Origin of the sequence: Bacillus sp. B15-48 (assembly GCF_016879755.1) — a bacterium.
Taxonomy (GTDB): Bacteria; Bacillota; Bacilli; order Bacillales; family Cytobacillaceae; genus Mesobacillus_B.
Window position 1 is genome coordinate 38,641 of record NZ_WOFU01000011.1, and the last position, 13,141, is coordinate 51,781.

The window sequence follows — 13,141 nt, forward strand, 5'->3', positions numbered from 1 at the left end:
GCGGCATTACTTACCAGTCTTACCTTCTTTACGGCGTACAAATTCGCCTTCGTAACGAATTCCTTTGCCTTTATAAGGTTCTGGCGGACGTACTCCGCGGATATTGGCAGCAAGTGCACCAACACGCTCTTTATCAATTCCTTTAACAATTACTTTTGTATTTGTAGGAACTTCAACTTCAAGGCCTTCTTCAGCCTCAAATTCTACTGGATGTGAGTATCCAACCTGCAACACAAGTTTCTTCCCTTGTTTTGCAGCACGATAACCAACACCGATTAACTCAAGTGACTTTTCAAAACCTTTTGATACTCCCTCAACCATGTTGGATAAAACCGCACGAGTTGTACCATGTAATGCACGATGTTCCTTTGCCTCTGAAGGGCGAGAAATGTTGATTACATTCTCCTCGATTGAGATTTGCATATCTTCGTTAAAAGAACGAGTTAATTCACCTTTAGGACCTTTTACAGTAAGGGTGTTATTGTTGTTTATAACTGTTACGCCATTTGGGATTTCAATTGGCTTTTTACCTATGCGAGACATTCAATGCACCTCCAATCTTTTAAAAAATCTATTACCAAACGTATGCTAATACTTCGCCGCCGACTTGCTTAGCGCGTGCTTCTTTATCGGATAATACGCCATTTGAAGTTGATACTAGTGCGATACCAAGACCATTCAATACGCGTGGAACCTCAGTAGATTTTGCATAAACGCGAAGACCAGGCTTACTAATACGTTTAAGACCAGTGATTACACGTTCATTGTTTGAACCGTATTTCAAGAAGATACGGATGATCCCTTGTTTGTTGTCTTCAATATATTCGACGTCACGTACGAAACCTTCGCGCTTTAAAATTTCAGCGATTTCTTTTTTAATGTTAGAAGCAGGTACTTCTAATTTTTCGTGACGAACCATATTCGCATTACGAATACGAGTAAGCATATCTGCAATTGGATCTGTCATGACCATTGTTTTTACCTCCTTCCCAAACCTTAAGTTTTACCAACTTGCTTTCTTTACGCCAGGAATTTGTCCTTTGTAAGCTAATTCACGGAAACAAATACGACAAAGCTTGAATTTACGGTATACAGAGTGCGGACGTCCGCAGCGCTCACAGCGTGTGTACTCTTGAACCTTAAATTTAGGCGTGCGTTTTTGCTTCGCAATCATTGATTTTTTAGCCACGTTTTCGCCTCCCTCTATTTAGAGATTACTTTTTAAATGGCATTCCAAATTGTGTTAATAGTTCACGAGCTTCCTCATCAGTGTTAGCAGTCGTTACAATAACAATATCCATGCCACGAACTTTACTTACTTTATCGTAATCAATTTCAGGGAAGATTAATTGCTCTTTTACACCTAATGTGTAATTTCCACGTCCATCAAAAGATTTTTTTGAAATTCCACGAAAGTCACGTACACGTGGAAGAGATACTGAAACTAACTTATCGAAGAATTCGTACATACGCTCACCACGTAATGTTACTTTCGCTCCGATTGGCATGCCTTCACGTAGGCGGAACCCTGCGATTGATTTTTTCGCTTTTGTGATGACTGGTTTTTGACCAGAAAGCAATGTTAACTCTTCAACAGCGTTATCAAGTGATTTAGCGTTCGCAACTGCATCACCAACACCCATGTTAATTACGATTTTTTCTAATCTAGGAACTTGCATTACAGATTTATAATTAAACTTGCTCATTAGAGCAGGAGAAATTTCTTTATTGAACTTTTCTTTTAGGCGGTTCATTCATGATTACCTCCCTTCATCTATAAACTATTAATCGAGAACTTCACCGGATTTTTTTGCTACGCGTACCTTCTTGCCGTTTTCCTCTTTATATCCAACTCGGGTTGGTTTGCCGGATTTCGGATCGATAGGCATAACATTTGATACATGAATAGGTGCCTCTTGGCTAATGATTCCGCCCTGCGGATTCAATTGAGAAGGTTTAGCGTGTTTCTTCACGATATTAACACCTTCTACTAGGACACGGTCTTGTTTTGGAAATGACGCTAGGATATTTCCAGTTTTACCTTTGTCCTTGCCAGAGATGACCACTACTTTGTCACCTTTTTTGACATGCATCTGTCGCACCTCCTTAAAGCCATTTGAATTTTTATATTATATTACTTCTGGAGCTAGTGAAATGATTTTCATATAATTGTTATCACGTAATTCACGCGCAACAGGTCCGAAAATACGAGTTCCACGTGGGCTCTTATCATCACGGATGATTACACATGCGTTTTCGTCGAACTTAATGTAAGTACCATCTGCACGACGAGCACCAGTTTTCGTACGAACAATTACAGCTCTTACGATATCACCTTTTTTAACAACGCCACCTGGTGTTGCTTGTTTGACTGTACAAACTATTACATCACCGATGTTAGCTGTCTTACGACCAGTGCCTCCAAGAACTTTGATTGTAAGAACTTCACGAGCACCAGAATTATCAGCAACTTTTAAACGTGATTCTTGTTGGATCATGCGAGTAACCTCCCTTCGGAAATTCCTTTACCGAACATATTAGATTATAACAGCTTCTTCTACTACTTCTACTAAACGGAAGCGTTTCGTCGCAGAAAGTGGGCGAGTTTCCATAATGCGTACGATATCGCCAACTTTAGCAGTGTTTTGCTCATCATGAGCTTTAAACTTTTTAGAGTATTTTACGCGCTTGCCGTATAAAGGATGCTTTTTATGTGTTTCAACAAGAACAGTGATTGTCTTATCCATCTTGTCAGAAACAACGCGTCCTGTATAAACCTTGCGCTGGTTGCGTTCACTCATTGAGTGCGACCTCCTCTCATCTATCAATTATTAACGCCGATTTCTCTTTCGTGAATCACAGTTTTCATGCGGGCAATTGCTTTCCGTACTTCACGGATACGAGCTGTATTCTCAAGTTGCCCAGTTGCTAATTGAAAGCGTAGGTTAAAAAGTTCTTCTTTTAAAGATTTCACTTTTTGTTCGATTTCGGCAGTGGTTAAGTCACGAATTTCATTAGCTTTCATTGGATTCACCACCAATTTCTTCTCGTTTTACAAACTTACATTTAACTGGAAGTTTGTGTGCTGCTAGACGTAACGCTTCACGTGCTACTTCTTCAGAAACACCTGCAATTTCAAACATTACTTTACCAGGCTTTACAACTGCAACCCAGCCTTCAGGAGAACCTTTACCAGATCCCATACGTACTTCTAGAGGCTTTGCAGTGTATGGCTTATGCGGGAAAATTTTAATCCACACTTTACCGCCACGTTTCATATAACGAGTCATTGCAATACGAGCTGCTTCAATTTGACGGTTCGTAATCCAGGAAGCCTCTGTAGCTTGAAGACCAAATTCTCCAAATGCTACTTCTGTGCCACCTTTTGCGCGTCCGCGCATTTTTCCACGGTGTTCGCGGCGATATTTAACGCGTTTTGGCAATAACATATTATTTGCCTCCTTCCTCAGTTTTCTTCTTCGCTGGAAGGACCTCACCCTTATAAATCCATACTTTTACGCCAAGCTTACCGTAAGTAGTGTCAGCTTCAGCTGTTGCATAGTCAATATCTGCACGAAGAGTATGAAGAGGTACTGTTCCTTCGCTATAATGTTCAGCACGAGCGATATCTGCTCCGCCTAAACGGCCTGATACCTGAGTTTTAATTCCTTTCGCACCTACGCGCATCGCACGCTGGATTGCTTGCTTTTGTGCACGACGGAATGAAACACGATTTTCTAATTGACGAGCGATATTTTCAGCAACTAATTTTGCATCGATATCAGCTTTTTTGATTTCAAGAATATTGATGTGGACACGCTTGCCAGTAAGTGCGTTTAAAGCTTTACGAAGTGCTTCAACTTCAGACCCACCTTTACCAATTACCATTCCTGGCTTTGCAGTGTGAACTGTTACATTTAAGCGGTTTGCTGCACGCTCAATTTCAATTTTAGAAAGAGAAGCATCGCGCAGGCGCTTAGTGATGTACTCACGAACTTTAATATCTTCGTGTAAAAGATCAGCGTAGTCTTTTCCCGCGTACCATTTTGATTCCCAATCACGGATGATCCCGATACGCAAACCGACTGGATTTACTTTTTGACCCACTAATTATCCCTCCTTCTTTTCTGATACAACAATTGTAATATGGCTTGTGCGTTTATTGATTGCACTTGCACGACCTTGCGCACGTGGACGGAAACGTTTTAGTGTTGGTCCTTCGTTTGCATATGCTTGAGTAACAACTAAATTGTTTACATCCATTTCATAGTTATGTTCTGCATTGGCAAGAGCAGATTTCAAAACCTTTTCTACGATTGGAGAAACCGCCTTCGGAGTAAGTTTTAAAATAGCTACCGCTTCGCCAACTTGCTTTCCTCGAATTAAATCTAGTACTAAACGAGCTTTACGAGGAGCAATACGAACTGTTCTAGCAACAGCTTTAGCTTGCATTAGGATACCCTCCTCTCATTAACGTCTTGTTTTCTTATCGTCTGCGGCATGGCCTTTATATGTGCGAGTTGGAGCAAATTCTCCAAGCTTATGACCTACCATGTCTTCTGTTACATAAACCGGAACATGTTTACGTCCGTCATATACAGCGACAGTGTGACCGATGAATTGTGGGAAAATCGTTGAACGTCGAGACCAAGTCTTTACCACTTTTTTGCCTTCAGTCTCATTTAGCTCTTCGATTTTTTTAATTAAATGCTCATCAACAAAAGGTCCTTTTTTTAAGCTACGACCCATGATTGAACCTCCCTTCGTGATTGTTCTACGGTTCTTCTGAACCGTAGTTCAATCCCGTTATTTTTTACGACGACGTACGATAAACTTGTCGGATTTATTTTTCTTCTTACGAGTTTTAAAGCCAAGTGTTGGTTTGCCCCACGGAGTCATTGGAGACTTACGTCCGATTGGAGAACGTCCTTCACCACCACCATGTGGGTGATCGTTAGGGTTCATTACAGATCCACGTACAGTTGGGCGCTTGCCTAACCAGCGAGAACGACCAGCTTTACCGATGTTGATTAATTCATGTTGTTCATTTCCAACTTGACCTACAGTCGCACGACACTCAGCAAGGATCATACGAACTTCTCCAGAGTTTAAACGGATAAGCACATATTTGCCTTCTTTACCTAGTACTTGTGCACTTGTACCAGCAGAACGCACTAATTGCCCGCCCTTGCCAGGTTTAAGTTCAATGTTGTGAACAACTGTACCAACAGGAATATTAACTAGTGGTAATGCATTACCTACTTTAATATCTGCCTCTGGTCCAGACGTTACTTCCATCCCTACTACTAAGTTTTTAGGAGCAAGGATATATCGTTTTTCACCGTCTACATAATTAATTAACGCAATGTTTGCGGAACGGTTTGGATCATACTCAATTGTGGCAACGCGTCCTGGTATGCCATCTTTGTTACGTTTAAAATCGATAACACGGTATTGACGTTTATGACCGCCACCATGATGACGAACTGTTAACTTACCTTGGTTATTACGGCCGCCCTTTCTGTGCAAAGGTGCTAGCAAGGATTTCTCCGGCTTATCTGTTGTAATCTCAGCGAAATCAGACGCTGTCATGTTACGACGACCATTGGAGGTAGGTTTGTACTTTTTAATCGCCATTCTTTTTCCCTCCTCTTCAGTTTAAATGGATTAAACTTCGAATAATTCGATTTCTTTGCTATCTTCAGTCAATGTAATAATAGCTTTACGGCGCTTATTTGTGTAGCCGCCAAATTTACCCATACGCTTAAACTTACCTTTATAATTCATGATGTTAACATTCTTTACTTTAACATCGAAAATTTCTTGTACAGCGTCTTTTACTTGTGTTTTATTCGCTCTGACGTCGACATCGAAAGTGTATTTCTTGTCAGCCATTAGATCAGATGAGCGTTCAGTAATTATGGGGCGCTTAATGATATCGCGAGCATCCATTATGCAAGCACCTCCTCTACTTTTTCAACAGCTGCTTTAGTCATGATTAATTTATCATGATTTAAAACATCTAAAACGTTGATTCCTTCTGCGGAAACAACTGTGATACCAGGGATATTACGCGCTGAAAGTGCAACATTCTCATCTAATCCTGCAGTAACAATAAGTGCTTTCTTATCAACTGAAAGACCTTGCAAAACTTTTGTAAACTCTTTTGTCTTTGGAGCTTCAAAAGCAAGGTTTTCAAGAACAAGCAATTCCTCTGCTACAACTTTTGATGATAATGCTGATTTAATCGCTAAACGACGTACTTTCTTAGGTAATTTATAGCTATAGCTACGTGGTACTGGTCCAAACACGGTACCGCCACCGCGCCATTGTGGTGATCTAATTGAACCTTGACGTGCGCGACCTGTGCCTTTTTGGCGCCAAGGTTTGCGTCCACCGCCACGTACTTCTGAACGAATTTTAGTTTTGTGAGTCCCTTGACGTAAGGAAGCTCTTTGCATTACAACCGCTTCAAACATTACATGATTGTTTGGCTCGATACCAAATACGGATTCATTAAGTTCAACTTCCCCAACTTGAGAGCCCGTTTGGCTAAACAATGCTACTTTCGGCATTCTTGTTTCCTCCTTTCTTTAAATGTTACCTTGCTTTAATCGCACTTTTAATTTTTAACAATCCTTTTCTAGGACCAGGTACATTTCCTTTAATTAAAAGTAGATTACGTTCCTCATCCACTTTAACGATTTGTAGGTTTTGTACAGTGATTTGTTCTCCACCCATGCGACCAGGTAATAACTTCCCTTTGAAAACACGGTTTGGAGCAACAGGACCCATCGAACCAGGGCGACGGTGATAACGAGAACCGTGTGTCATTGGTCCACGAGATTGTCCATGACGCTTAATAGCCCCTTGGAAACCTTTCCCTTTTGAGATTCCTGTTACATCAACAATATCGCCTTCTGCGAATATATTTGCCTTGACTTCCTGACCAACTTCATATTCCGCTAAGTTTACTCCGTTGAATTCCCGTACGAAGCGCTTAGGTGCAGTATTAGCTTTTGCTACATGTCCCTTTTCAGGTTTGTTAGCAAGCTTTTCACGTTTATCTTCAAAACCGATCTGAACAGCTTCATAACCATCAGTTTCAGCATTTTTAACTTGAAGAACTACGTTCTCAGCTGCTTGAACTACTGTTACCGGGATGAGATCGCCGTTTTCTGCAAATACTTGAGTCATACCGATCTTTCTTCCTAAGATTCCTTTGGTCATTGGTCACACCTCCTAATATACTTTAGTTTCATTTATTTAATTATAATTTGATTTCAATATCGACGCCTGACGGCAAGTCTAAACGCATCAAAGAATCAACTGTTTGTGGAGTTGGGTTGATGATGTCAATTAGACGCTTATGTGTACGCATCTCAAATTGCTCACGAGAATCTTTGTACTTATGCACCGCACGAAGAATTGTATAAACATTCTTTTCTGTTGGCAGTGGAATCGGACCAGATACAGCTGCACCAGATCGTTTTGCAGTTTCTACAATTTTCTCTGCTGATTGATCTAGAATCCTATGATCATAAGCTTTTAAACGGATACGAATTTTTTGTTTTGCCATTACTTTCCCTCCTTTTCGCCTATTTTAAAATAGACATTCTCCGCGAAAATTTCCCACTCACTCGCCATGGCAAAGCGGCCGGGTGTGTCGGCAACCTTCCGCTTCATCGCAGTCAAAGACCAACATTGTCTATTATACCGAAAACATAATGCAAACGCAAGATATTTTTTGTCTTTTTATGCTCCAGCACACTTTTACTATTATAGCGACTCTCTCTCATGATTTCAATAGTAGAATCAAGTTTTATCGATATTTATATGAAGAAACTGTTTCCATTCTGGATTTGTAAGAATGTAGACGGTGATTATCCTTATGAAAACATCGTGTAATCAAAGTTAAGAAAAATCGGGCAAAAACCGCCCAGTCCTTATATCCAATGTTATATATTCTAGGTAAATAAACGTTTTTTCGGGGGTTATAAGGGAAAACCACAAAATGTTCACAGGAAGACATGATTGATTTTTTAAAAAATAAACGGACCACCTACATGATTAATTAACAACTCATTTGATTGTGAAATGAAGGCTTTTTATTTCCATTACTTATACAAAAAGGTGGATAAGTTCATAGATAGATTCCATTTTTTTGCTAGTACTTGGATTAACCGTGATTTTAAGGCTGGTTTATTGCTAGTACTTGGATTATACCGGTTTTTGGCCGTTTTTTATTGCTAGTACAGGGATTATATCGACCTTCTGACCTCGTTTTATTGCGAGTACTCGGATTAACCCTTCATTTTACAACGTTTTATTACGAGTACTAGCAATATATCACGGAAATTTGGTGTTTTTAATACGAGTACTTGGATTAAAAATCGCGTTACCAGCATTATCGGTTAAAAAGCCTACAAATCTCTTCGGTCAAATACCGATAAATGCCTTCTTCCAAAAAACCAAAAAATTTATCCGTGTTTTTCCCCAATCACCCTTGATTACAATAGGATGGATTTTAGCACCGTGTTTTCTATTGAAAGCCTACCAATGTTGGTTTTTGTCGAAAAATGTTAGTCTCCATATAACGAAAAAACCACAGCACGAATGACTGTGGTAGACCAAAAACTATATACTTTATTTTCTTTATAAAAAAACAGATGAGCATCGCCCATCTGTTTTTTAAAGATTACTTTCTATTACTCTTGGATTGAAGCAACAACGCCAGCGCCAACTGTACGTCCACCTTCACGAATTGAGAACTTAGTTCCTTCTTCGATCGCGATTGGAGCGATTAGTTCAACTGTCATTTCAATGTTGTCGCCAGGCATAACCATTTCTACACCATCTGGAAGGTTACAAATACCAGTTACATCAGTTGTACGGAAGTAGAACTGTGGGCGGTAGTTTGTGAAGAATGGAGTATGACGTCCACCTTCTTCTTTTGATAATACGTAAACTTCAGCTTTAAACTTTGTATGTGGAGTGATTGAACCTGGCTTTGCTAGTACTTGTCCACGTTGGATTTCTTCACGAGCAACCCCACGAAGAAGCGCTCCGATATTATCGCCAGCTTCTGCATAGTCAAGAAGCTTACGGAACATTTCAACACCAGTTACAGTAGTTGCTTTTGGTTCTTCAGTAAGACCGATGATGTCAATAACGTCACCAACTTTAACTTGTCCACGCTCAACACGTCCAGTTGCAACAGTACCACGACCAGTAATTGAGAATACATCCTCAACTGGCATCATGAATGGCTTGTCAGTGTCACGAGTTGGGTTAGGTACGTACTCGTCAACAGCTGCCATTAGTTCAAGAACTTTCTCTTCCCACTCAGCTTCTCCTTCAAGAGCTTTTAGAGCAGAACCTTTAATAACTGGGATGTCATCACCAGGGAAGTCATACTCAGAAAGAAGATCACGTACTTCCATTTCTACTAACTCAAGAAGTTCTTCGTCGTCAACCATGTCACACTTGTTCATGAATACAACAAGGAAAGGTACACCTACTTGACGAGATAGAAGGATATGCTCACGTGTTTGTGGCATTGGGCCATCAGCTGCAGATACAACTAAGATACCACCGTCCATTTGCGCAGCACCTGTGATCATGTTTTTAACATAGTCAGCATGGCCTGGGCAGTCAACATGTGCGTAGTGACGATTTGTTGTTTCGTACTCTACGTGTGATGTATTGATTGTAATTCCACGCTCTTTTTCTTCTGGAGCGTTATCGATTTGATCATAACCTTTCGCTTCGCCACCCATTGCTTTAGCAAGTACAGTAGTGATTGCTGCAGTTAGAGTAGTTTTACCATGGTCAACGTGACCGATTGTTCCAATATTTACGTGCGGCTTTGAGCGATCAAATTTAGCTTTTGCCATTTTATGAAATCCTCCTTTAAATTTAAAAGTTAAGTATATTATAGGCTATGAAAAGGAATTTTCCTTTCCATAGCATGGCTTACATTAGTAGTTATACTTGATTAAATGCTTAAAATCAATTATTGCCCACTATTTTTTTTGATGATTTCTTCAGAGACAGATTTAGGAACTTCTTCGTAATGATCGAAGTGCATTGAGAATACACCGCGTCCTTGTGTAGCTGAACGAAGAGCTGTTGCATAACCAAACATTTCTGAAAGTGGAACCATCGCACGAACTACTTGTGCATTCCCACGAGCATCCATACCTTCGACGCGTCCGCGACGTGCAGTAATCATACCCATGATATCGCCAAGGTATTCTTCTGGAATTACAACTTCTACTTTCATGACAGGCTCAAGAATGACTGGTTGGCATTTTGATGCCGCATTTTTAAGCGCCATAGAAGCAGCGATTTTAAATGCCATTTCTGAGGAGTCTACATCATGGTATGAGCCATCATATAGTCTTGCTTTAATATCAACTAACGGATATCCAGCAAGCACTCCACGGTCTAAAGCATCTTCAAGACCGGCTTGAACAGCTGGGATGTACTCACGTGGAACAACCCCTCCGACAATACCGTTTACAAATTCAAATCCTTTTCCTTCTTCGTTTGGAGAGAATTCAATCCAAACATGTCCGTATTGTCCGCGTCCACCAGATTGGCGAGCAAATTTACCTTCAACCTGTGCAGAACCACGGAATGTTTCACGGTATGCAACTTGCGGTGCACCAACGTTTGCCTCAACTTTGAATTCACGCTTCATACGGTCAACAAGAATATCTAGGTGCAGTTCACCCATACCTGCGATGATAACTTGTCCAGTTTCCTGGTCAGTATGCGCACGGAATGTTGGGTCCTCTTCTTGAAGCTTTTGAAGTGCCGTAGACATTTTATCTTGGTCAGCCTTTGATTTAGGCTCAACAGAAAGCTGAATAACAGGCTCTGGGAACTGCATTGATTCTAAGATAACAAGGGATTTCTCGTCACATAGAGTGTCACCAGTAGTTGTATCTTTTAAACCAACTGCTGCTGCAATGTCACCAGAATGAACGATAGCAATTTCTTGGCGGCTGTTTGCATGCATTTGCAAGATACGACCAACACGTTCACGCTTACCTTTTGTTGAATTCTTTACATAAGAACCAGCTTCAAGTGTTCCGGAGTAAACGCGGAAGAAAGTTAGTTTACCGACATATGGGTCAGTCATAACTTTAAACGCTAATGCTGAGAACGGCTCTTCGTCATCTGCATGACGTTCAACTTCTTCCTCAGTATCCGGAAGATGACCTTTAATTGCTGGTACATCCAGTGGAGATGGAAGATAGTCGACAACTGCATCAAGCATCGCCTGAACACCTTTGTTTTTGAATGCAGAACCACAAAGAACTGGGTAGAATTCTACGTTAACTGTTCCTTGACGGATTGCAGCCTTAACTTCTTCAGTACTAAGCTCTTCGCCGCCTAGGTACTTTTCCATTAAGTCTTCATCTAGCTCAGCAACAGCTTCAATTAGCTTTTCGCGCCATTCTTCTGCTAATTCTTTATACTCATCCGGGATTTCGCCTGTTGTGATTTCAGTTCCAAGGTCATTCCCATAAAACCATGCTTTCATTTCAATTAAGTCAATAATTCCATTGAAGTTGTCTTCTGCTCCAATTGGAAGTTGGATTGGGTGTGCGTTCGCTTGAAGACGGTCATGAATTGTTCCTACAGAATATAGGAAGTCAGCGCCTAATTTATCCATTTTATTAACGAATACGATACGCGGTACTCCGTATGTTGTCGCTTGACGCCATACAGTTTCTGTTTGTGGCTCAACACCTGATTGGGCATCAAGTACTGTTACCGCACCATCAAGAACACGAAGTGAACGTTCAACTTCAACAGTGAAGTCTACGTGTCCAGGAGTGTCGATGATGTTAACGCGATGGTTATCCCACTGAGCTGTTGTCGCAGCAGAAGTGATTGTAATACCACGTTCTTGTTCTTGCTCCATCCAGTCCATCTGTGCTCCACCTTCATGTGTTTCACCGATTTTATGGATTTTCCCAGTGTAGTACAGGATACGCTCAGTTGTTGTCGTTTTACCAGCATCAATATGAGCCATGATCCCGATATTACGTGTTCTTTCTAAGGAGAACTCTCTTGCCATTTGGTCTTTCTCCTTCCATGTATAAGTGTATTGGATTTAAAATAATTTTACCAACGATAGTGAGCAAACGCTTTGTTCGCTTCTGCCATTTTGTGTGTATCTTCGCGTTTCTTCACTGATGCACCTGTGTTATTTGCTGCATCAAGGATTTCGTTCGCTAAGCGCTCTTCCATCGTTTTTTCTCCACGAAGACGAGCGTAGTTTACTAACCAACGCAGACCAAGAGTTGTACGTCTGTCTGGGCGCACCTCAACTGGTACTTGGTAGTTAGCACCACCTACACGGCGAGCTCTTACTTCTAGTACAGGCATGATATTCTTAATGGCTTGATCAAACACTTCCATCGCATCTTTACCTGCACGTTCTGCGATGATATCAAATGCAGAGTATAAAATCTTTTGTGATTTTCCTCTCTTGCCGTCAATCATCATTTTGTTAATTAAACGAGTAACTAATTTTGAGTTATAAATCGGATCCGGTAATACGTCTCTTTTTGCAACTGGACCTTTACGTGGCATTTTTTTTCCTCCTTTCAGAAAGGGTTATTAAGATGATGTTATTATTTCTTAGCTGCTTTCGGACGCTTCGTTCCGTATTTTGAACGACTTTGCATACGGTTGTTTACACCTGCAGTGTCTAGTGCTCCACGAACGATATGGTAACGTACCCCTGGTAAGTCTTTCACACGTCCACCACGGATAAGAACAACACTGTGTTCTTGTAAGTTGTGGCCGATTCCAGGAATATAGGCTGTTACCTCGATTCCATTTGTTAAACGTACACGGGCATATTTACGAAGCGCTGAGTTCGGCTTCTTTGGAGTCATTGTACCAACACGTGTACATACACCACGTTTTTGTGGAGAAGTTTGGTTTGTTTGCGCTTTTTTGAAGCTATTATATCCTTTGTTAAGCGCAGGTGACTTTGATGTTTCCTCGACTGATTTACGAGGCTTGCGTACTAATTGGTTAATTGTAGGCATTGATTTTTCCTCCTTTCACTTCTTTGGTAGACCCACACATCCAGGTGGTTCTTTTTTTGCTAAAA

21 protein-coding genes are annotated in these 13,141 nt (G+C 40.8%); all 21 read right to left on the reverse strand.

Annotated elements, in window-relative coordinates:
• Positions 1–6 precede the first annotated feature (6 nt).
• Positions 7–543 carry a 50S ribosomal protein L6 gene (rplF, locus tag GNT69_RS22120; RefSeq protein ID WP_203557164.1) on the reverse strand — a complete coding sequence of 179 codons (537 nt, stop codon included), beginning with the start codon at positions 541–543 and terminating at the stop codon, positions 7–9.
• Between the two features lie 31 nt (positions 544–574).
• Positions 575–973 carry a 30S ribosomal protein S8 gene (gene rpsH / locus GNT69_RS22125; RefSeq protein ID WP_203557165.1) on the reverse strand — a complete coding sequence of 133 codons (399 nt, stop codon included), beginning with the start codon at positions 971–973 and terminating at the stop codon, positions 575–577.
• Positions 974–1,003: 30 nt separating this feature from the next.
• Positions 1,004–1,189: a 30S ribosomal protein S14 gene (gene rpsN / locus GNT69_RS22130; RefSeq protein WP_001085700.1), complete on the reverse strand. Its 186-nt coding sequence runs from the start codon at positions 1,187–1,189 to the stop codon at positions 1,004–1,006.
• Positions 1,190–1,214: 25 nt separating this feature from the next.
• Positions 1,215–1,754, reverse strand: a complete 540-nt coding sequence (rplE, locus tag GNT69_RS22135) for a 50S ribosomal protein L5 (protein ID WP_203557166.1) — start codon at positions 1,752–1,754, stop codon at positions 1,215–1,217.
• A 30-nt stretch (positions 1,755–1,784) separates the two neighbouring features.
• Entirely contained in the window at positions 1,785–2,093 is a 309-nt protein-coding gene (gene rplX, locus GNT69_RS22140) for a 50S ribosomal protein L24 (RefSeq protein ID WP_203557167.1), read from the reverse strand.
• Between the two features lie 36 nt (positions 2,094–2,129).
• Entirely contained in the window at positions 2,130–2,498 is a 369-nt protein-coding gene (gene rplN, locus GNT69_RS22145; protein ID WP_203557168.1) for a 50S ribosomal protein L14, read from the reverse strand.
• Positions 2,499–2,537: 39 nt separating this feature from the next.
• On the reverse strand, positions 2,538–2,801 hold the full coding sequence (gene rpsQ / locus GNT69_RS22150; protein WP_203557169.1) for a 30S ribosomal protein S17: 264 nt from the start codon (positions 2,799–2,801) through the stop codon (positions 2,538–2,540).
• A gap of 23 nt (positions 2,802–2,824) precedes the next feature.
• On the reverse strand, positions 2,825–3,025 hold the full coding sequence (gene rpmC / locus GNT69_RS22155) for a 50S ribosomal protein L29 (RefSeq protein WP_203557170.1): 201 nt from the start codon (positions 3,023–3,025) through the stop codon (positions 2,825–2,827).
• Complete coding sequence (gene rplP, locus GNT69_RS22160) at positions 3,015–3,449, reverse strand: 50S ribosomal protein L16 (protein ID WP_203557171.1); 435 nt, start codon at positions 3,447–3,449, stop codon at positions 3,015–3,017. Before rplP ends, rpmC begins: the two co-directional genes overlap by 11 nt.
• Before the next feature lies 1 nt (position 3,450).
• A complete protein-coding gene (rpsC, locus tag GNT69_RS22165; protein WP_203557172.1) occupies positions 3,451–4,107 on the reverse strand; it encodes a 30S ribosomal protein S3 in 657 nt (218 codons plus the stop codon).
• Positions 4,108–4,110: 3 nt separating this feature from the next.
• Entirely contained in the window at positions 4,111–4,452 is a 342-nt protein-coding gene (gene rplV, locus GNT69_RS22170) for a 50S ribosomal protein L22 (protein ID WP_203557173.1), read from the reverse strand.
• A gap of 18 nt (positions 4,453–4,470) precedes the next feature.
• Complete coding sequence (rpsS, locus tag GNT69_RS22175; protein ID WP_203557174.1) at positions 4,471–4,749, reverse strand: 30S ribosomal protein S19; 279 nt, start codon at positions 4,747–4,749, stop codon at positions 4,471–4,473.
• Positions 4,750–4,806: 57 nt separating this feature from the next.
• A complete protein-coding gene (gene rplB / locus GNT69_RS22180) occupies positions 4,807–5,637 on the reverse strand; it encodes a 50S ribosomal protein L2 (RefSeq protein ID WP_203557175.1) in 831 nt (276 codons plus the stop codon).
• Positions 5,638–5,667: 30 nt separating this feature from the next.
• A complete protein-coding gene (gene rplW, locus GNT69_RS22185) occupies positions 5,668–5,952 on the reverse strand; it encodes a 50S ribosomal protein L23 (RefSeq protein ID WP_203557176.1) in 285 nt (94 codons plus the stop codon).
• The gene (gene rplD / locus GNT69_RS22190; protein WP_203557177.1) at positions 5,952–6,575 is read right to left on the reverse strand and encodes a 50S ribosomal protein L4; all 624 of its coding nucleotides are present in this window, start codon (positions 6,573–6,575) and stop codon (positions 5,952–5,954) included. Before rplD ends, rplW begins: the two co-directional genes overlap by 1 nt.
• Before the next feature lie 25 nt (positions 6,576–6,600).
• A complete protein-coding gene (gene rplC, locus GNT69_RS22195) occupies positions 6,601–7,230 on the reverse strand; it encodes a 50S ribosomal protein L3 (protein WP_203557178.1) in 630 nt (209 codons plus the stop codon).
• A gap of 40 nt (positions 7,231–7,270) precedes the next feature.
• The gene (rpsJ, locus tag GNT69_RS22200) at positions 7,271–7,579 is read right to left on the reverse strand and encodes a 30S ribosomal protein S10 (RefSeq protein WP_046524765.1); all 309 of its coding nucleotides are present in this window, start codon (positions 7,577–7,579) and stop codon (positions 7,271–7,273) included.
• Positions 7,580–8,708: 1,129 nt separating this feature from the next.
• The gene (gene tuf / locus GNT69_RS22205) at positions 8,709–9,896 is read right to left on the reverse strand and encodes an elongation factor Tu (RefSeq protein ID WP_203557179.1); all 1,188 of its coding nucleotides are present in this window, start codon (positions 9,894–9,896) and stop codon (positions 8,709–8,711) included.
• Between the two features lie 119 nt (positions 9,897–10,015).
• On the reverse strand, positions 10,016–12,094 hold the full coding sequence (gene fusA, locus GNT69_RS22210) for an elongation factor G (RefSeq protein WP_203557180.1): 2,079 nt from the start codon (positions 12,092–12,094) through the stop codon (positions 10,016–10,018).
• Between the two features lie 47 nt (positions 12,095–12,141).
• Entirely contained in the window at positions 12,142–12,612 is a 471-nt protein-coding gene (gene rpsG / locus GNT69_RS22215) for a 30S ribosomal protein S7 (RefSeq protein WP_203557181.1), read from the reverse strand.
• A gap of 41 nt (positions 12,613–12,653) precedes the next feature.
• Positions 12,654–13,076, reverse strand: coding sequence for a 30S ribosomal protein S12 (gene rpsL / locus GNT69_RS22220; protein ID WP_203557182.1), 423 nt, complete (start codon positions 13,074–13,076; stop codon positions 12,654–12,656).
• Between the last annotated feature and the right edge of the window lie 65 nt (positions 13,077–13,141).

What these genes read in the sequence shown, in the direction of transcription:
- rplF (WP_203557164.1), bottom strand. Translation starts at nt 543, where the DNA reads ATGTCTCGCATAGGTAAAAAGCCAATTGAAATCCCAAATGGCGTAACA.
- rpsH (WP_203557165.1), bottom strand. Translation starts at nt 973, where the DNA reads ATGGTCATGACAGATCCAATTGCAGATATGCTTACTCGTATTCGTAAT.
- rplE (WP_203557166.1), bottom strand. Translation starts at nt 1,754, where the DNA reads ATGAACCGCCTAAAAGAAAAGTTCAATAAAGAAATTTCTCCTGCTCTA.
- rplX (WP_203557167.1), bottom strand. Translation starts at nt 2,093, where the DNA reads ATGCATGTCAAAAAAGGTGACAAAGTAGTGGTCATCTCTGGCAAGGAC.
- rplN (WP_203557168.1), bottom strand. Translation starts at nt 2,498, where the DNA reads ATGATCCAACAAGAATCACGTTTAAAAGTTGCTGATAATTCTGGTGCT.
- rpsQ (WP_203557169.1), bottom strand. Translation starts at nt 2,801, where the DNA reads ATGAGTGAACGCAACCAGCGCAAGGTTTATACAGGACGCGTTGTTTCT.
- rpmC (WP_203557170.1), bottom strand. Translation starts at nt 3,025, where the DNA reads ATGAAAGCTAATGAAATTCGTGACTTAACCACTGCCGAAATCGAACAA.
- rplP (WP_203557171.1), bottom strand. Translation starts at nt 3,449, where the DNA reads ATGTTATTGCCAAAACGCGTTAAATATCGCCGCGAACACCGTGGAAAA.
- rplV (WP_203557173.1), bottom strand. Translation starts at nt 4,452, where the DNA reads ATGCAAGCTAAAGCTGTTGCTAGAACAGTTCGTATTGCTCCTCGTAAA.
- rpsS (WP_203557174.1), bottom strand. Translation starts at nt 4,749, where the DNA reads ATGGGTCGTAGCTTAAAAAAAGGACCTTTTGTTGATGAGCATTTAATT.
- rplB (WP_203557175.1), bottom strand. Translation starts at nt 5,637, where the DNA reads ATGGCGATTAAAAAGTACAAACCTACCTCCAATGGTCGTCGTAACATG.
- rplW (WP_203557176.1), bottom strand. Translation starts at nt 5,952, where the DNA reads ATGGATGCTCGCGATATCATTAAGCGCCCCATAATTACTGAACGCTCA.
- rplD (WP_203557177.1), bottom strand. Translation starts at nt 6,575, where the DNA reads ATGCCGAAAGTAGCATTGTTTAGCCAAACGGGCTCTCAAGTTGGGGAA.
- rplC (WP_203557178.1), bottom strand. Translation starts at nt 7,230, where the DNA reads ATGACCAAAGGAATCTTAGGAAGAAAGATCGGTATGACTCAAGTATTT.
- rpsJ (WP_046524765.1), bottom strand. Translation starts at nt 7,579, where the DNA reads ATGGCAAAACAAAAAATTCGTATCCGTTTAAAAGCTTATGATCATAGG.
- tuf (WP_203557179.1), bottom strand. Translation starts at nt 9,896, where the DNA reads ATGGCAAAAGCTAAATTTGATCGCTCAAAGCCGCACGTAAATATTGGA.
- fusA (WP_203557180.1), bottom strand. Translation starts at nt 12,094, where the DNA reads ATGGCAAGAGAGTTCTCCTTAGAAAGAACACGTAATATCGGGATCATG.
- rpsG (WP_203557181.1), bottom strand. Translation starts at nt 12,612, where the DNA reads ATGCCACGTAAAGGTCCAGTTGCAAAAAGAGACGTATTACCGGATCCG.
- rpsL (WP_203557182.1), bottom strand. Translation starts at nt 13,076, where the DNA reads ATGCCTACAATTAACCAATTAGTACGCAAGCCTCGTAAATCAGTCGAG.